The organism is Paenibacillus sp. SAF-068, assembly GCF_051967555.1.
GTDB lineage: Bacteria > Bacillota > Bacilli > Paenibacillales > Paenibacillaceae > Paenibacillus.
In genome coordinates this window covers 318,869-336,970 of sequence record NZ_JBQCJX010000004.1, presented here as the reverse complement: position 1 = coordinate 336,970, position 18,102 = coordinate 318,869, and the positions used below count along the sequence as shown (strand labels likewise).

Here is an 18,102-nt window from a genome sequence, read left to right as displayed (position 1 = left end):
AGCGTTCGTCCTGAGCCAGGATCAAACTCTCCAATAAAGTATTGAAAAGAGCGATAAGCTCATTTTGAATCTGACGAGATTAAACATCTCATTTGTGCTCCAGCTGATTCAAGCCAAGGCTTGTCTCGAACTTTCGCGTTCATTCTGCAATCAGAATGTTTACTCACTCGTTGTTCAGTTTTCAAAGATCAAACTTATTTCATCATTACTTGTGTTTCCCTTGTCAGCCGTGTGTTTCAGCGGCGACTTAAATAATATATCATATGGCTGAAACTAATGCAACAGTTTTTTTCATTTCTTTTCTTTAGTAGTTTTCCATTAGCAAAAACTATCATATCGGTTCCCTATCTTGTCCTATCATAATGGTATGATCTCTCAAAGGGTATAAATATTCTAACACATCCATGAAAGGGTTTTCAATAATATCTTAATAAAATATGTTCCATTATTTCTGAACATATCTCCGTTATACTATCACATTATTTATTCATATAAACGGGAAGTTCACTCTCTATAGAGAGTGAACTTCCCGCTGACGTAAACTAGTACCTTACTTACTCATCTTTCGCAATTCTCTGGTTAGTTTTGTATCCATGGATTGCGACGCTTTTTATTTGATTTCCGTTGGTTAGATGTAGCTATACCCTCTCTGGATGTTTTCCCAGACACGGATACCTTGGATTTATTCTTCAGAGGAGCCTTGCTCGTTCTGCGTTTAGCGGATGCTGGCTTATTTCCGCTTTGCTTGGACTTCGACTCCGACTCTGATCCAACCTCTTCAATCGCTACCTGACTTAAGTTAGCGTCTTCACGCCCCCCTTTTTTGCCACCCGTGCCTTGCCCTTGAGGAGGATACATCTCACCAAACGCTCCAAGTGGGAATGGCGGGACCATATTCTGAGTAGGGTATGGATTCTGATAAGCATACTCAATTGGCTGGTTTGGCATCGTCGATGTAGACATTTCAGGCGGCATACCATACGAAGGACCATACATGCCCCAAGCCGGATCCTGATAACCATGCGAAGGATAAGTATACTGAGGGACATGTGTATGTGAGCCACATCCGCATGGAGGATACGGAAGCATCGAGTATGGGGAAATGAAAGGTGGCTGATGATTCATATGACTAGGTGCTGCATACGTTGGAAATGGACTATTCACTTCGCTAGCTGGCGCAATCGGAAATGAGTTATTTTGCATTTCTGCGGACAGATTGGGCATAACGTTATTGTGGTTATAACTCTGCTCCGCACCAGTCCAAGGACTATTAGTCATTTCACCGCCACTGTAAGGACTAACTTCCGAAAGGCCTGGAAACGGCGCATTGTTGCTCATTCCCGCCGTGTACATGTCTTGCTGAACACCATACACCTCTTGTACAGGAACCGGGACTTGAACATAAGGATGTTCTGCTGGCGCATGATGCAACTTGTTACCACAGCCACAAGGCTTTTTCGTTGCTGGTGCAACCTCAGTTGGAGACTTTGTATTAGGCATTACAGGCAAAGGCATAATTTCAGGCGAAAGATTAGGCATTGTGTATTTCTTGGATTCTTCTATCGGTTTAACATGAACTTCAGGTTTAACCTCTTCTTTTTTGTGCGTTTCCTTTTCCGGTTTCACTTCAGGAAGCTCTGGCAACTGCGGCAGTGCTTCCAGTTCAGGCTTCACATTCGGCTTTTCTGGATTAGCTGGTGGTGGCGCAGGTACTGGGACTGGAACCTCTGATACGGGTGCAGGAGGAGTTGGTGCAACTGGAGCCGGTGGTTCCGGTTCTTTGACTCCCGTGTATTCCTTACCTTCTGGCGACAACTTTTCATGAGCAGCAATATTGCCAGCACCCGAATTAGATGTGGTGTTTCCTTGTGCATGCATCGAAGGAATATAGACGGTTTCCCCTACCAGAAGAGCATTCGGATTCTTCAACTGTGGATTGGCATTGATCATATCTTTTAAAGGAACTCCCCAGGCTTGTGCCAACTTCCATAATGAATCTCCTTGCTGAACCTTGTGACTGTGCAGCACACCTTCTGGCTTCGGTGTCACTGGCTCTGCAGGGATTTTGACCTTCATGCCAATATCCAGCTTGTCGGGATTTGTGATTTGCGGATTAGCCGCGATCAATTTGTCCAGCGCAACATTGTATTTTTGGGACAGCAGATATAATGTGTCGCCTTTTTTCACCATGTGTATTTTCACAGGGAACTAACCTCCTAGACGTCATACTTGGGCAGTACATTCGCCCATACCGTTACTACATCCTATGCAGAAACCGGGCTAATGACATCAACTAAAACAAAAAAAATCCTCCTGTCTCTAAAATCCCCATACACCAGGTATGCTGAATTTTATCGGACAAGGAGGATTCCTGTTCCCTATGTCATACGATTCTAACTTAAGATTCCCACACTTTATAACCATCTTTGTCAACAATCTGACGGAATGCTTCCAACAGTCTCAGCGTTACCGGACCTGCTACACCCGTACCAATTGTTCTTCCATCAACTTCATATGCAGCGATAACTTCTGCAGCTGTCCCGGTGAAAAAGACTTCGTCTGCGATATATACATCATGCAGGGTGAATGGCACTTCTTTTAATTCAAGCTCAAGTTCGCCACATAGATCGATAATGGCTTGACGTGTAATCCCTTCAAGTGCTCCGAGATAACAAGGCGGCGTGTACACTACACCATTTTTGATGATGAAAATGTTATCACTTGAACCCTCAGTAACGTAACCTTGGGAATTCAACATAATTGCTTCTCCAGCACCTGAATAGTTAGACTGAAGTTTAACAAGAATGTTATTCAGATAATTCAAGGATTTAATTTTCGGATTCAAGGCGTCCGGGATGTTCCGGCGTTGGGATACGGACACAGCTTTTAATCCAGTAAGATACGCTTCCTCCGGATAAATGGCCAATTGCTCCACGATGATGATAACGGATGCCTTGGGGCAACGTAACGGGTCCAACCCCAGATTACCCGGGCCACGCGATACAATAAGACGAATATAACCATTACGCATATCATTGCGGCGCACCGTTTCAGCCATCACTTCCAGCATCTCATCCATGGACAGTGGGATGTTCAAACTGATGGATTTTGCTGAATCATACAAACGATCCAAGTGGGCTTTACATCTGAAAATATTTCCGTTATAGATCCGAATACCTTCAAAAATCCCGTCTCCATACAAAAATCCATGATCATATACCGAAACCGTTGCATTCTCTTTGGTCACATACTGACCATCCAAATAGATCCATTGTTCTGCCACCGATGACTGCACCTCCATAAAATATCCATTCCCTATACTCCGAAGTTATTAACCCGTACATTGTACACCAAATGACAAGCCCTTACTTGTTCATTCTACCCAGAATTATGACAACCTTCTGACATTCACAACCACCATAAAGGTCGATTACCTCGAAGGATATGTATAACAAGGATAGCTACCAAGAACGCGCACCTGACAATTCAACGCCTCTATCTCGGCCATGGCTGCGGTGAGCAATACCGAATCGACCGTTTCCACCACATCAATATAGAAATAGTAACTGCCCAATCGTTTCTTCGTTGGACGAGATTCGAGACGAGTCAAATTCAGCTTCCGCCAGGCAAAAGCAGACAATACCTGATGCAACGCTCCCGGTGCATCTTCTGGCAACGTCACCAGCAGACTGGTTTTCACATGATCCGGTTCACGAGGTATGTCCACAGGTTCATGGCCGATGAGCACAAAACGGGTATAGTTGTTGTCATGATCTGTAACCCGTTCAGCCATAATGTCCAGGCCATGTTTTTGGGCAGCAAGCTTGGTACCGATTGCTACCCAACCCTTACCCGGATTTTTTTTCACAATTTCTACAGCTTCGGCTGTACTGTTCACACCTTCAAGATCCGCCCCAGGCGAATGAAGCCGAATAAAGTTCTGACACTGCGGGATAGCCACAGGATGAGACATGATCTTGGTAATTTTACCGAAATCATATTCGCCGCTCTCCGTCCTAAACTCCGAGCCATGTCCAATAACATTCTGGATGGATGGGTATACCCACTCCGCTTGCATTGGAATATCGACTTCATTCACAAGCCAGTCCATATGAAGACTAACGGAACCTTCAATTGTATTTTCAATCGGAATGACACTGTATTGTGTTTTCCCACTATCTGTTGCTCGAAAAACATCCGAAATCAGCTTGGAGTGTTGCAAATCTAACGGTTCACTGTTAAAAAGGAAATCAATCGCCTCATGGGAAACTGAGCCTTCAGGTAATACTGCAATTCGTTTCATGCATTAACTTCCCCTTTGATTCTGTCCAGAAAAGGACGTTCATCTTGATCAGGCAGCACGGTTACACCGTCCAAATCCGGATCGAGCCACAGTGCAGAAGCAGATATGCCCTCCCGCTCCATGGTATTAAGCAAATATTGTTCTAATTCCGCTTTGCGGGTGTCATGACGATCTACCAAAGTCAATACGGTCGGTCCAGCTCCGCTCAGGGCAGCTCCCAACGCTCCATGATCGACAGCATGTTCCAATATCTCAGCCATGCCTGGCACCAATGATGCCCGATACGGTTGGTGAATTCGATCTGACATCGCCTTCTGAATCATATCCAGTCGTCCACTCGCCAAAGCGGCAACGAGCAGTGAGGATCTGCTAATGTTATGCACTACATCAGACATGCCAAATTGCTCCGGAATCACATTCCTTGCTTTTGAAGTAGACAGCTGGAACTCAGGTACAATAACCAAAGCCTGCAAATCCTGGTGTGGTTCAATGCGAATATGATCAACCTTCTGACCATTCCAAGCAGCTGTAATAATACCCCCAAATAGCGATGCCCCCACATTATCAGGATGTTTCTCAAGGGATGTGGCCATATCCAGAAGTTTCGCATCGGATAAAGGGGCACCAATAAATGCATTTGCTGCCGCCAGCGCACCAACGATGGCTGATGCACTGCTCCCGAGCCCCCGCGTAAGCGGAATATCGGAATACATGGATATCTCCAATTCAGGTACAGATACCCCAGCTTCATCGAATACCATCTGTGCGACCTCATAGATCAAATTCGATTTATCCGTCGGCAGGCCTGTCAGATGATCGCCGTGAAGATGAAATGTCGTCTGCTCGGCAGGTTTCATTTCCAACCAGGCGTATAGAGACAATGCCATGCCCAGGGTATCAAACCCCGGGCCGAGATTAGCTGTGCTTGCAGGTATTTTTACAGTTACCTTTTCACGCAAACTCATACAGATTGCTGCTCCAGTTGTGCAATGGCCGCCATTACCGCTTCTTCCGTATCTTCAACAACAAGTGGCTCTGTCGCTACTGTTTTGATGGCAATATTAGGATCTTTCAGACCATTGCCTGTAAGCACACAAACTACAGTCTCTCCGCCTTTAAAGTACCCTTCACTCTTCAGTTTGTATACACCGGCAAGAGAAGCCGCAGAAGCAGGTTCAGCAAAAATCCCTTCCCGAGAAGCAAGTGTACGATACGCTGCCAGGATTTGTTCATCCGTTACATAGTTGATCTGTCCACCAGATTCCTCAGCTGCAGCTACTGCCGTTTTCCAGCTCGCCGGATTACCGATTCGAATTGCCGTTGCTACTGTTTCAGGTTCAAGGATCGGCTCTCCTTTGACAATGGCCATCGCACCTTCAGCTTCGAAACCAACCATACGTGGAAGCGTGCTGGATTTACCTGCCTCTTTATATTCTTTGAAACCTTTCCAATAAGCCGAGATATTACCCGCATTACCAACTGGAATAGCCAGAACGTCAGGCGCTTCGCCAAGTTGTTCAATGACTTCAAACGCTGCTGTTTTCTGTCCTTCAATCCGGAACGGATTCACAGAGTTTACAAGTGTGATCGGATGTTTGGCTGTGATCTCACGCACAATCTCCAGTGCACGGTCAAAGTTACCATTGATCGCAATAACTTTAGCACCATAGATCATGGCTTGGGCCAGTTTACCCAGCGCAATGTTGTTATTCGGGATCAGCACGATACAATTGAGGCCACCACGTGCTGCGTAGGCCGCTGCAGCTGCTGACGTATTACCTGTGGATGCACACATGATCGTACGGCTGCCCTCTTCCATCGCTTTGGCAACAGCCATAACCATACCGCGGTCCTTGAAAGATCCCGTAGGGTTCAACCCTTCATACTTGAAATATACATTTAAGCCGAGCTCCTCGGACAGGTTCTCCGCATGAATCAACGGTGTATTACCTTCCTGAAGCGTAAGCAGGGGTGTATTTTCATTAACCGGAAGGTGCTCTCTGTACGTTTGCAAAAGTCCTTGATATCTCATTGTGGGTAAACTCCTTTATGTTTTAATAATCTGAAATGATAACGGATTGATGCGGATATGATTAACTTGTACATTACTGAAATAATCGAGATGCAGCAAGGGATGCGGAGAGTTATCCTTCAACCCGGTATACACTCTTAATGCGACGAATGACGCTGAGTGATTCAAAATGTTTTAACACTTTGTCCATGCTTGCCTTACTTGCATTATGTGTAACGATAATGATCTCGGCATCCGGGTTGTGCTCATTCGGCTGTTGCACAACCGAGGCCAGACTGACATCATATTCTGCGAAAATTTGTGTGATTTGTGCCAATACGCCGGCTTTGTCGTCTACGTGCAGTAAAATAAAGTTTTTCGACACGATCTGCTCGTCACTTTGCAATCGCTTCGTCTTATAAGGCACAATTGCTTTAAGGCCATTCACACCAAGTTTGAGGTTTTTGGTAACCGCCACAATATCAGCTACAACCGAAGTTGCCGTTGGCAGTTCTCCAGCACCCGCACCGTAGAACATGGTCTCCCCTACAGCTTCACCATGTACATATACTGCGTTGAACACACCATTGACTGAAGCAATCGGATGATTCTGTCTAACCATAGTCGGCTGTACGCTAATCGTGATCTCATCGTCAATCCGGTCCGCAATACCAAGTAACTTCATATCATAGCCCAGTCTTCTGGCATACGTTATGTCTTCACGGGTTACGGAGGATATCCCTTTAACCGTTACATCCTTCAACTCCACATTGGTACGGAAACCGAGCGTGCTCAAGATTGCCATTTTGCGAGCTGCATCAAGTCCTTCCACATCGGAGGTTGGATCCGATTCAGCGTATCCCAGCGCCTGTGCTTCAGCCAGCACTTCTTCATAGGATGCACCTTCCTGACTCATTTTGGTCAGAATAAAGTTCGTTGTTCCATTCACAATCCCCATAATACGGGTAATCCGGTCGGAAGAGAAACCTTCAATTAGCGTACGAATGATTGGAATCCCTCCCGCAACACTCGCCTCATAGAACACATCACATTGCTTTTCCTGCGCCTTCGCCAGGATCTCTGTACCATGCAGTGCCATGAGATCTTTGTTCGCTGTTACGATATGTTTCCCACGCTCCAACGCTTCAAGAATATACTCTTTCGTCTGATCAATGCCGCCCATGACTTCAACGATGACATCAATATCCGGATGACGAATGACTTCCCAAGGATCTTCAGTGAGCTTGGCACGGTCTACAGCAATAACACGTTCTTTCTCTGTGTTTTTCACTGCGATCTTCTCGATGACAATCGGTGATCCAACCTGACTGCTCAGATCTTCCTGATTCCCTTCCACAATGCGAACGACTCCCGTTCCGACAGTTCCCAGACCCAACAATCCGACTTTTACTGGTTTCACTAACGATCTACCCCCTAATGTCTATTCTTGTCTGTCAGTCCTGTATGTTAAAGCCCAATTAACCTTGGCCTACAATACGCGTGCGTCTTACTCCCGGCATATCTTGCATTCGATCCAGCATTTCACCAATTTCCCCATGCAGATGTGTCGTTTCAACTGAAATGACAACATTGGCTCTACCCTGAAGCGGGATACTCTGATTAATCGTGAGTACATTGGCTCCATAACCAGCGACATGTCCAAGCACACGAGACAATATCCCTGACTGATGCTCCAGATCAATGGAGATCGTTACAATTCTCTCGCGTTCAAGCTGGTTGATTAGATGAATTCCATCCTTGTACTTGTAAAAGGCACTCCGACTTAAACCGACCTGTTCAACCGCCTCATGCACTGTTTTTACATCACCAGAAGCCAATAGTTCTTTTACCTGCATGGTCTTGACCACAGCCTCTGGTAAAATATCTTCCCGTACTAAGTAATAGCGTTCGTTCACAGAACGTCCTCTCCTCAAAGACTCATGTATTCATATAGTGGACATTATATAGGAACTATGACAAAAGGGCAATACATGACACGCCTATTTTTGAAAATACGTTCCTCACAGTATACAAGTTTATCCCTCTCTCATGTCAGGAAAAAACAAAAAAACGCAGAGTGCGGGTCCACTTCCCACTTCTCTGCGTTGTTATATCGATATGTCTCTCAATGAAAGAAAGCCACTTAGTAATAACTGCTGCCTTCCACAAATTCGAATTCAAAGTCTCCAATGCGCACGATGGTGCCTTCTACAGCTCCGCGCTTACGCAACTCATCATCCACACCCATATAACGCAGTGTACGTGCGAGTTTCAATATAGCTTCATGCGAGTTCAATTGCATCCGTTTCATCATGCGATCAATCTTGGCACTTTCCACAACGAATATTTCATTCTCACGCACAATACGGAAACCTTCGTCCTCTTTTTTGTCCAAGCTGTACACTTTACGTTCGGATACGTCTGCTACCTCTTCAACCACTGGCTCGTCCGGAATCTGATCCAACAGATCAGCGGCACGATACAAGAGCTCTTGAATCCCTTTACGAGTCAGAGATGAAATAGGCATCACTTCAATATCCGGTTGCACCTCGCGAACTTGCTGCAAGAATTGCTCCAAGTTTGCTTCGGAGTCCGGCATATCCATTTTATTGGCCGCTACAACCTGCGGTCTCTCAGCCAGAAGCGGATTGTACAGTTTCAGTTCATCATTGATTTTCTGCCAGTCTTCAAATGGATCGCGTCCTTCTGAACCCGACATGTCTACCACATGAATAATAATACGGGTACGCTCGACATGACGTAAAAACTCATGTCCCAGTCCGATTCCTTCATGTGCGCCTTCAATCAGACCAGGCAAATCGGCCATAACGAAGCTGCGGCCTTCACCTACACCGACTACACCCAGATTCGGTGTAATGGTTGTAAAATGGTAAGCACCAATCTTTGGCTTCGCTGACGAAACGACAGAAAGCAATGTGGATTTTCCGACACTCGGGAAACCAACCAGACCCACATCGGCCATAACTTTCAATTCGAGCACGATGTAACGCTCTTGTCCTTCTTCACCGTTCTCGGCAAGTTCAGGCGCAGGGTTGTTCGGGGTGGCAAATCGGATGTTGCCCCGTCCGCCCCGGCCACCACGAGCAATAACAACCTGTTGACCGTGGCGTGTCATATCCGCCAGTACTTCTCCACTGTCTTCATCCAAAATGACCGTTCCTGGTGGAATACGCACAATCATGTTCTCAGCGTTTGCACCATGCTGACTTTTATTACGTCCCTTCTCACCACGCGGGGCTTTGAAGTGGCGCTGGTAACGGAAATCCATCAACGTCCGCAGACCTTCATCCACACGGAAAATGATGTCAGCGCCTCTGCCTCCATCGCCTCCAGCAGGTCCGCCGTTTGGTACGTACTTCTCACGACGGAATGAAATAATTCCGTCCCCTCCGTCTCCGGCTTTCACATAAATCTTCGCTTTATCTACAAACATTGGTTAACCCCTTCTTCCTATATTCCACACGGCATTCTGAATTGTATAAACGTATCCTCAGACGGAAATTGCTCCGTTCTGACTTTATTTCCTTTGAGTACGGCAGTAAGCTGCCGCAGTGTTTCCGGATCGGGTGTTTGATCCCCATCCAGTCGGACAACCACATCTCCATGATCCTGTCCGAAGTTCAAGGTCAGTTTGCGAACCTCTCCCCAAGAAGACCGGCCGCCGCCATATTGATAGGCCCTGATTGCATCCGCAATCGCCCCGGTAAGTGACTCGCCATCCTCGGGAGAGACCAGAGCACTAAGCTGCAACTCATCTTCTATTTCCACATGCAATTCCAGCGCCATTCCACTGGCCCGAAAAGATTGAAGATAAAATACGAGGGAGGGAATGCCCAACCTGGAGATTCGGCTCTCTTCCGTAACCCGTTCTTTTATTCTTTCCACACATTGCAGGGATTTATCAAGTTTGCCCAGCCGAAGATATCCATATAACACCTGAAGGTCGTTCATCCAGTCGTGTCGATGATGATTTAATGAAGCAATTGCTGTCTTTTCCATGGATTGTATGATGGTTCTGCGTTCCGCCTCCGCCTGTTTCTTCATCGCATTCACAGAAATGAGCACTACTGCGACGGACCACAATGCGCATACGACGCTTGAGATCATCGCCGGATACAACATAACGAAAACCAAAGGAATCAGAAGTGAACATGCCGCAATCCACGGCACTCTTTTCCAAGATTTCATGGCTTCTCCCCGTTCTACAAAACTCGGTTGGTCTACACCCACCGTAACCAAGTATAACATGTCTTTTCTGCCAGTTCATTATCGAATAACCATTGAATACAAAAAACCTTCGGCAAAAATGCCGAAGGCTCCTTAGGCGGAATGCCGATATTACGCTTCTACTGCTGCTGCTACAGGAGCAACATTAACAGGATAGATGCTTACTTTTTTGCGGTCGCGTCCCCAACGTTCGAATTTTACAACGCCGTCGATTTTCGCGAACAAAGTGTCATCTTTACCGATGCCAACGTTAGTTCCTGGGTGAATTTTCGTTCCGCGTTGGCGAACGAGAATGCTACCACCAGTTACTGTTTGACCATCAGCACGTTTAACACCCAGACGTTGAGCATTACTGTCACGTCCGTTCTTCGTGGAACCTACACCTTTTTTCGATGCGAATAACTGAAGATTTAATTTCAACATGATTGGTTGTCCTCCTTCTTTGCTTATTTGAATTGCTGTATTTTAATATACTTCCCGTATGACTCTGCAATATTAGAGAGCATAACCACCATGGATTCGAGTAACAATTGTACCTGGGACGAGGTTTCCCCTCTCTCTAACAAAGGTAAAGAACCACTTAAAAAGCCATTCTTCATCTTGGCATCCATTTCGACACCGGTCAATGTTTCAATTGAGTTCACCGTACCCACTGTAACAGCGGATACCCCGGCACATACGATATCTTCTCCCCGCTTGGCAAAATTGGCATGCCCTTCGATGGAAAAGCGTTCGATGCTCCCGTCCTCATTACGAAAGATTTGAACGATAATCACTTATCGCACCTTCTTTACGCTTTGATTGTTTCGATAGTTACTTTAGTGTACGGTTGACGGTGACCTTGCTTCACATGGTAGTTCTTTTTAGGTTTGTATTTGTATACGATAACCTTTTGTCCTTTGCCATGTTTCTCCACTTTAGCCGTTACAGTAGCTCCGGAAACCAATGGTGTACCTGCTGTCAAACCTTGATCGTTAGATACAGCCAGGACACGGTCGAACGTTACGCTTTCGCCATCGTTCGCAGTCAATTTCTCGATGAACAGAACATCGCCCTCTTGGACTTTGTACTGTTTGCCGCCTGTTTCAATAATTGCGTACATTTGCCTTGCACCTCCTCATGTCTCAGACTCGCCCGTTCTCAGGTGACAGCCTCCTTGCGGAACTGTTCTTATACCTGGCCAGTGCGGTTACAGCATGTGCAAGACCAATAGGCTAAACACATACTTGAAGATTATATCACGGAATATATCAAAAATCAATGCAAAGGTGAAATATATCTTTTCCCCGTTCCATGACAGGAAGAACACGGCTCCACATATGGCAATGTACTCTCTTCCCGCACTTTCTTACGGGTAAGTTCGAGCAAACCCAGCTTGGTCCAGCCAATTACAAACGCTTTGGTCCGATCCTTTTTGAGCTCGCTCTCCAAGGTTGACGCGACTTCATGCCGATTCGAGGCTTCCTCCATATCAATAAAGTCAACAATAATCATACCACCAATATCACGAAGGCGCATCAGACGGGCAATCTCTACTGCTGCCTGCATGTTGGTCTCCGTCACGGTCTCTTCCAGACTGTCACCGCCGGCTCCCGTATATTTACCTGTATTCACATCCACTACAGTTAGAGCTTCCGTATGATCAATGACAATATATCCGCCACCCGGTAGCCACACTTTACGGGCAAAGTCCTTGTTCAACTGTTCCTGCACACCATAGGCAGCAAAGATGGATTCTGTTCCCCGATACACCTGTACTTTGGGTTGATGACCGGGACTGATCTCCTCCAGTAACGCCTTTACCTCACGGGCTTGTCCTTCACTATCCGTGATGACCTCGTCACTTCCTGGCGTATACACATCTCTGATGATTCGCTGTACCATGCTGTGATCCCGATGCAAGAGACTTGGCGAAGGCAAGCTGTCCGCTTTTTCACGAATCAGATACCACTGCGCGCGTAATGTTTCCAAGTCCGATTTAATGGCTTCATGCTGCTCTTCTCCAGATACGGTTCGAATTATAAGTCCTTCTTCATCGCGCCTCAGTTGCTCCCCAAGTGCCTTAAGGCGTGAACGATCCCCCTCACGGGCAATTTTCTTGGATACCGCTACGTAGTCGGCAATAGGCATGTAGACAAGCCAGCGGCCCGGGAGTGAATAATGAGTCGTCACCCGGGCTCCCTTGCCTCCTACCGGTTCTTTCAGCACCTGAACAATGACTTCCTGACCTGGACGGAGCAACTCCGAGATGGAAGGCTTCACCTTAGGCTGCTTCTCCAGATGGGGATGTAACACATCATCCACATACAGAAACGCATTCTTTTTCTGACCAATATCCACAAAAGCAGCCTGCATACCTGGTAACACATTCACGACCCGTCCCTTGAAAAAGGAACCCAGCAGTCCACGCTCGCGTGTACGCTCTGCCGTAAATTCCACAGCTTTGCCTTCTTCCAGAAGCGCCATTTGCATGAGGTTATGTTCATTATGTACAATCATTTGTTTCATGGCTTCACCTCTAGAAGACATTTCAATTCATCCACATCCATTTCAGTATCTTTACAATTCTCATTGTACATGTATTAACCCATTTCGGAACAGGTCCACCAGAACACTACAATTTATCACTATTTTGTTGAAAATAGGAACCGATAATCCGTTGCTCAGGCAAGACGGCCATAATTCGACCCTGTCTGTTCATCACGTATACCATATGGTATCTTTCTCTCTTTAATAGACGCAAAATAGTGTCCAAAGGTTTCGCCGGAAATGAGATTATTGGCTGCGCCAAACTGCCAGTAGCCGCGTGACGAGCGAACGAACCCTCTCGATTCATGAGAAAACGGATAAAGCGATAGGGTACATTTCGGTAATCCGTCAAGTTCGAATAGAACAAAAAAAGGCCAATTAACAGAATGTTAAGCGGTAGGCCGTAGTCCCCAGTAAACCACCGGCTTATCGCATATAGAATAACCCCTGCGCTACACAGAATGCTAATTCTGTAAGTCCACATTAATGTTGTATAGTAGGGTGCCCACAGACTGACAAGCGCCTGAACAATTTTCCCTCCGTCCAGAGGAAGTACTGGCAGCAGATTAAATAGGGCAATGAGCAGGTTCCCCTGAATGATATAATTGAGAAAAACCGGATCGCCCAGATGGCTATACTGTAACAGCATAACCACGCCAACCATCAGCATGTTTTGTAATGGACCTGCCAGAGCAATCACGATCTCCCGGTAAGCCGTGATCGTACCGCCATCTTCGATAACCGCTACTCCTCCAAAAGGAAGCATTTGGATCGACAAGACACGATATCCCAGAAGGGCCGCCGCCGCCGCATGTCCACATTCATGGATAAATACGATGGCAAACAACGTAATAAGTTCAATAAAATGTCCAGTCAGAAGGGAGGCCATCATGATAATTACAAAAAACGGATGAAACGTTATACGGACTCCCCATACCCTAATCAAGGGCAACAACTTCCGCTGGGTCTACGTACTCCTCGCCCTCTTTGACTGCAAAATAGAGCGTGGCCGGTTGTTGACCACCCATAGCCTTGAGACTCCCCACCGGATTCCCCGCTTCCACCCAATCATTCACATTCACTTCACTTTCGTTCAGCCGACCGTATATTGCCGTGACATTACCTGTATGCTGAATGACAACTGTGAATCCACTTGCTGCATCCCCGATAACCTCCATGACACGCCCAGCATCCGAACTTGCAACTTGTATAAGTTCTGCACCTGCGGCATCCGGAACAATCTCAATTCCCTTCATGCTCAGTGCGAACGGCTGAACCACTGTTCCTGAGATTGGTTTCCCGAGTAACTGCCGAATACCTGAACCATTGACAGCATCCGTCGTATGTCCAAGAACAGGCAGAAACGAAGGCGTTCCTCCAAAATGCCGCTCATACCATGCTGCTGCAGAGGCAAAATCCATATCTCGATGGAGTGCATCGGCAATGACTGTTTTGGGGGATGTTGTCCACGATGTATCTAATTGAAACAGTCCCCATACTCCGCCAAATATGAAAGCGCTAATGACCGTTCGTTTTAGAAGTGACTTGAAAAGGTTGAATCTCGAATTCCCCCCTGGAACGAAATGACCATTCTCTTTTTTCCATAACCATTCTGGATCTCGTTCTTGTATCCCCTCACTAGACATAAACGGTTTCCGGTGCATGATCTCATTCTTGTCCAACAGTGAACCTACTTTTTGCTCCTGTATGACCTCCACAGCCGCACCGTCCATCAGCCGCCGAATGCGCTCTTCTCGTCTCTGCTTGATTCTGAGTTTCGTGTTCATGGAATATCCTCCCGCCGAGGCTTGTTTACTACATCCTATGAAGAGGTGGATGATAATATGAACAAGCCTGCGGGCAGGTAACAAAAAAAGCCGGGGCTAAGCGCCGCGGCTGTCATGTATTCAGGTTATGAATAAGTTCGTTTAACGAGTTAACCCATTCCGAAGAACTTTTTGAAACGAGAAAAAGCACCCTTTTTTTGCTCCAGCTGCATTAATGGAACCGTATCTCCCAGAATGCGGCGTGCGATATTCCGATATGCAATCGCTGCAAGTGAATCTGGATTCATGACCGTAGGTTCTCCTGAATTGGCAGCTTTGATGACCAGTTCATCATCAGGCACGATGCCAATCAGATCAATATTAAGTACTTGTAAAATACCATCGATATCTAACATGTCACCCGATTTCACCATATTATTGCGAATTCGATTCACGACCAGCTTTGGTGATTGAATGTGCGAACTCTCCAGCAGTCCAATGACGCGATCAGCATCACGTACTGCAGCATTTTCCGGTGTAGTAACCACGATGGCCTGATCTGCTCCTGCTACCGCATTTTTGAACCCCTGCTCGATCCCGGCTGGGCAATCAATAATGACGTATTCAAAATCTTTTTTTAATTCAAGGATAATATCCTTCACCTGTTCTGGCGATACTGAGTTTTTGTCTCTCGTCTGCGCCGCAGGCAACATGTATAATTCTTCGAAACGCTTGTCTTTGACCAAAGCCTGATTCAGACGGCAGCGGCCGTCCGCAACGTCGCACAGATCGTAAATAATACGGTTTTCGAGTCCCATCACGACATCCAAATTACGAAGGCCGATATCGGTATCTACCAGACAAACCTTTTTGCCGAGCAGCGCCAGCGCTGTCCCGATGTTTGCTGAGGTGGTTGTTTTACCCACGCCGCCTTTACCCGAAGTGATCACGATCGCCTCTCCCATGAGCTACACTCCTTTAAACACATTAAAATCTCGGCGTAACCGAACGATATTGCTCATTTTGTCTATCTGCATCTGATTGTCCTGTAAGTAAGCAAATTCCATTCCGGTCTCTCGGCTCTCCCATTCATCGGGAGGACGACTGATGATATCGGCAATCCGTAGCTGCGTCGGTGCAAATACCGAAGCGGCAATGATTGCTTCCTCGTCCCCGCCAATTCCGGCATGAGCCATGCCTCTGAGTGAACCCAACACATATATATCTCCGGTACACGTCACTGTGCCCCCCGGATTGATATCCCCAAGAAACAGGAGATTTCCTTCATGATGAAGCACCTGACCTGAACGCACCATGCCACACATGGTTACAATCGGCGGCGGTCCTTTAACCTCCGGTTGGAGTGCAGGTGAGTCGATGGATCGAATAAGCAGATTCCCTTTTTGCTTCAAGATATCGAGGATTGCTTCTTTCTGGTCCTCTGTCACTTCGCGGGCACCCAACTTGATATCCACATGAACAATTGGTCCGGTCAAAATATTTTGATGGCTGTGTTCCAGCTTATAGCGGAGCTCATAGAGCAATTCCTCGAATTCACATTGATCGTCCAACAGGAAAACCAGGCCGTCTCGGATGCCTTTAATCGTTACGTGATTCGATTTTACCGTCATAAGCCTGTCCCTCCCATCTCATTACATTTCGTGCCCCGGGCCCCAAGTTCCTGCTTTGCGCTCCATAAATGTATTTAGGAAGCTTCTTCTGTCTTGCTCCGTCTCTTGCCGATCCGCTCCAATTGTTTCCGAAGCGGGACATATATGATCAAGGCAAACACAAAATGAATGAACAAATTAGGAATCATGTATTCAATCAAAGCCCAGTCAAAGGTCACGTGGTTAAGTTGGAAGAGCTTGTACAGGAAGAATAGCATGGTGTCATTAAGCAGACTTCCCAAAATGACAACCGATACCATAACCGGCAGTGGTGCACGCGGTGCTTGAAAAATGAGTCCCATCATGTAGGCCGATAATCCCATCGAGAATCCATAAGGTCCAATCATCTCACCGTAGAATACGACGTCATGCAATAGTCCAAAAAATATACCAAGCACCAGTGCCGTGTGCCGATGATGATACACAGCGATAAACAAAATTACGATATAGACCAGGTTGGCAGAAATACGCATCTGCCATCCAGAAGGAATGAGCAGTGGCAAAATCGTACCTTCCGCAATGAACAAAACGAATAACAACAGGAACAAGACTTGCTTGCGCGTCACCATTATTCTTTTACCTCAGGCGGGATAATGACAATCAGCTCTTTCCAATCTAGGAAGCTTGCATATGGCTCAATTGTAGCTGTTTTGGTCAAACCATATTCACTTTTCTCGACACTCTTCACTTCACCAATCCGCATGTACTTCGGAAAGTTATTGATGATTCCGGAGGAGATGATCTCATCACCCTTTTGGATATTAGAATCTTCCGAGATTTTGGTCATCTTGAGCATGCCCGTCTTCGGATCATAACTCTCAATCATGCCAAATACTTTCTCTTTACCTACAGCCGTTGCTGCAATGGCGTTGGATGTCGGATCGTTGGCGTCCATGGACGTTAACAGATTAACGGTTGACGTATATGAGCTGACATGACTAATCACGCCCACCAGCCCTTCCTGCGAGGTAACAGCCATCCCCGGCTTAATCCCCGCATTTTCACCAATATCAATGTTAATCGTTCTGCTGTTTGGATCCGAATTGGCACTGATAACCTGAGCAATTCGTGAACCGTAATTATACCGATTTTTCTGTTCTTCGGTAAAATTGAGCGCTTTCTGCAGCTGCTCATTCACTTGCTCCATATCATTGTACTTCAGCCGGTCCCGGGTATAGTGCCCCATCGCGATGCGAAGCTCTTCATTCTCTTCATATACCGTACGCATGTTCGCCACATCTTTGAAAAAGCCCGCTACATAGGAAGCGGGCTTGTAAAATACGTATTGTACAAATCCAACTGAATCCTTCAGGAATTTCTCCGGCCAGGATAGAGTGGTTCGCGGACTGAGCGTAAAGCCCATTAACGCGATAAATGTAACAAGGCCCACCAGCAAAACAAAAAGTCTTTTGTTGCCTAGCAGTTTAAACAGTTCGAACACCCTCTAACATCCATATTCTCTTCCGAGCCATGCCCGGCGGGGAGACTGTCAGACCTGTAGTCCCTGCGAGAATATCAGCCGATCCTCCCCTGTTAAGCGGGTAATAGCTCATCCCCGGGGTTAACCGGGTCCTC

At 46.5% G+C, this 18,102-nt stretch carries 19 protein-coding genes and 1 other annotated feature; all 19 genes read right to left on the bottom strand.

Translation table 11 applies throughout. The features are described from left to right. Nucleotides 1-579: 579 nt before the first annotated feature. The 19 genes from ACTHPG_RS22745 to mreC all read right to left on the bottom strand — a co-directional run bounded on the left by ACTHPG_RS22745 (nt 580) and on the right by mreC (nt 17,968). Complete coding sequence (locus ACTHPG_RS22745; RefSeq protein ID WP_440391645.1) at nt 580-2,202, bottom strand: LysM peptidoglycan-binding domain-containing protein; 1,623 nt, start codon at nt 2,200-2,202, stop codon at nt 580-582. Nucleotides 2,203-2,398: 196 nt separating this feature from the next. After that, nucleotides 2,399-3,283, bottom strand: a complete 885-nt coding sequence (gene ilvE / locus ACTHPG_RS22740; RefSeq protein ID WP_440391644.1) for a branched-chain-amino-acid transaminase — start codon at nt 3,281-3,283, stop codon at nt 2,399-2,401. A gap of 147 nt (nt 3,284-3,430) precedes the next feature. Then, entirely contained in the window at nt 3,431-4,303 is an 873-nt protein-coding gene (pheA, locus tag ACTHPG_RS22735) for a prephenate dehydratase (RefSeq protein WP_440391643.1), read from the bottom strand. After that, complete coding sequence (gene thrB / locus ACTHPG_RS22730; RefSeq protein WP_440391642.1) at nt 4,300-5,268, bottom strand: homoserine kinase; 969 nt, start codon at nt 5,266-5,268, stop codon at nt 4,300-4,302. The genes pheA and thrB overlap by 4 nt, the downstream gene beginning before the upstream one ends. Then, entirely contained in the window at nt 5,265-6,335 is a 1,071-nt protein-coding gene (gene thrC / locus ACTHPG_RS22725; RefSeq protein ID WP_440391641.1) for a threonine synthase, read from the bottom strand. Before thrC ends, thrB begins: the two co-directional genes overlap by 4 nt. Before the next feature lie 112 nt (nt 6,336-6,447). Beyond that, complete coding sequence (locus ACTHPG_RS22720) at nt 6,448-7,734, bottom strand: homoserine dehydrogenase (protein ID WP_440391640.1); 1,287 nt, start codon at nt 7,732-7,734, stop codon at nt 6,448-6,450. Between the two features lie 58 nt (nt 7,735-7,792). Then, nucleotides 7,793-8,230 (bottom strand): ACT domain-containing protein, encoded by a 438-nt coding sequence (locus tag ACTHPG_RS22715; RefSeq protein ID WP_017692625.1) that lies wholly within the window; start codon nt 8,228-8,230, stop codon nt 7,793-7,795. Nucleotides 8,231-8,457: 227 nt separating this feature from the next. Further along, nucleotides 8,458-9,768, bottom strand: coding sequence for a GTPase ObgE (obgE, locus tag ACTHPG_RS22710; RefSeq protein ID WP_278298514.1), 1,311 nt, complete (start codon nt 9,766-9,768; stop codon nt 8,458-8,460). Between the two features lie 17 nt (nt 9,769-9,785). Beyond that, nucleotides 9,786-10,523, bottom strand: coding sequence for a Spo0B domain-containing protein (locus ACTHPG_RS22705; protein WP_440391639.1), 738 nt, complete (start codon nt 10,521-10,523; stop codon nt 9,786-9,788). A gap of 150 nt (nt 10,524-10,673) precedes the next feature. Beyond that, nucleotides 10,674-10,985 (bottom strand): 50S ribosomal protein L27, encoded by a 312-nt coding sequence (rpmA, locus tag ACTHPG_RS22700; RefSeq protein WP_017692622.1) that lies wholly within the window; start codon nt 10,983-10,985, stop codon nt 10,674-10,676. A 23-nt stretch (nt 10,986-11,008) separates the two neighbouring features. After that, on the bottom strand, nt 11,009-11,338 hold the full coding sequence (locus ACTHPG_RS22695; protein WP_440391638.1) for a ribosomal-processing cysteine protease Prp: 330 nt from the start codon (nt 11,336-11,338) through the stop codon (nt 11,009-11,011). 14 nt (nt 11,339-11,352) lie between these two features. Beyond that, the gene (gene rplU / locus ACTHPG_RS22690) at nt 11,353-11,664 is read right to left on the bottom strand and encodes a 50S ribosomal protein L21 (RefSeq protein ID WP_342570894.1); all 312 of its coding nucleotides are present in this window, start codon (nt 11,662-11,664) and stop codon (nt 11,353-11,355) included. 14 nt (nt 11,665-11,678) lie between these two features. Next, nucleotides 11,679-11,763, bottom strand: a sequence feature (ribosomal protein L21 leader region). 56 nt (nt 11,764-11,819) lie between these two features. Next, nucleotides 11,820-13,070: an Rne/Rng family ribonuclease gene (locus ACTHPG_RS22685; RefSeq protein WP_440391637.1), complete on the bottom strand. Its 1,251-nt coding sequence runs from the start codon at nt 13,068-13,070 to the stop codon at nt 11,820-11,822. 106 nt (nt 13,071-13,176) lie between these two features. Beyond that, the gene (locus tag ACTHPG_RS22680) at nt 13,177-14,037 is read right to left on the bottom strand and encodes a M50 family metallopeptidase (RefSeq protein ID WP_440391636.1); all 861 of its coding nucleotides are present in this window, start codon (nt 14,035-14,037) and stop codon (nt 13,177-13,179) included. Continuing rightward, nucleotides 14,030-14,878 carry a peptidoglycan DD-metalloendopeptidase family protein gene (locus ACTHPG_RS22675; RefSeq protein ID WP_440391635.1) on the bottom strand — a complete coding sequence of 283 codons (849 nt, stop codon included), beginning with the start codon at nt 14,876-14,878 and terminating at the stop codon, nt 14,030-14,032. The genes ACTHPG_RS22680 and ACTHPG_RS22675 overlap by 8 nt, the downstream gene beginning before the upstream one ends. Nucleotides 14,879-15,027: 149 nt before the next feature. Continuing rightward, nucleotides 15,028-15,822 (bottom strand): septum site-determining protein MinD, encoded by a 795-nt coding sequence (gene minD / locus ACTHPG_RS22670; RefSeq protein WP_024633965.1) that lies wholly within the window; start codon nt 15,820-15,822, stop codon nt 15,028-15,030. 3 nt (nt 15,823-15,825) lie between these two features. After that, nucleotides 15,826-16,488, bottom strand: coding sequence for a septum site-determining protein MinC (gene minC, locus ACTHPG_RS22665; RefSeq protein ID WP_017692615.1), 663 nt, complete (start codon nt 16,486-16,488; stop codon nt 15,826-15,828). Between the two features lie 74 nt (nt 16,489-16,562). Next, nucleotides 16,563-17,096, bottom strand: coding sequence for a rod shape-determining protein MreD (mreD, locus tag ACTHPG_RS22660; protein WP_036605906.1), 534 nt, complete (start codon nt 17,094-17,096; stop codon nt 16,563-16,565). Beyond that, complete coding sequence (gene mreC, locus ACTHPG_RS22655; protein WP_036605905.1) at nt 17,096-17,968, bottom strand: rod shape-determining protein MreC; 873 nt, start codon at nt 17,966-17,968, stop codon at nt 17,096-17,098. Before mreC ends, mreD begins: the two co-directional genes overlap by 1 nt. Nucleotides 17,969-18,102 lie beyond the last annotated feature (134 nt).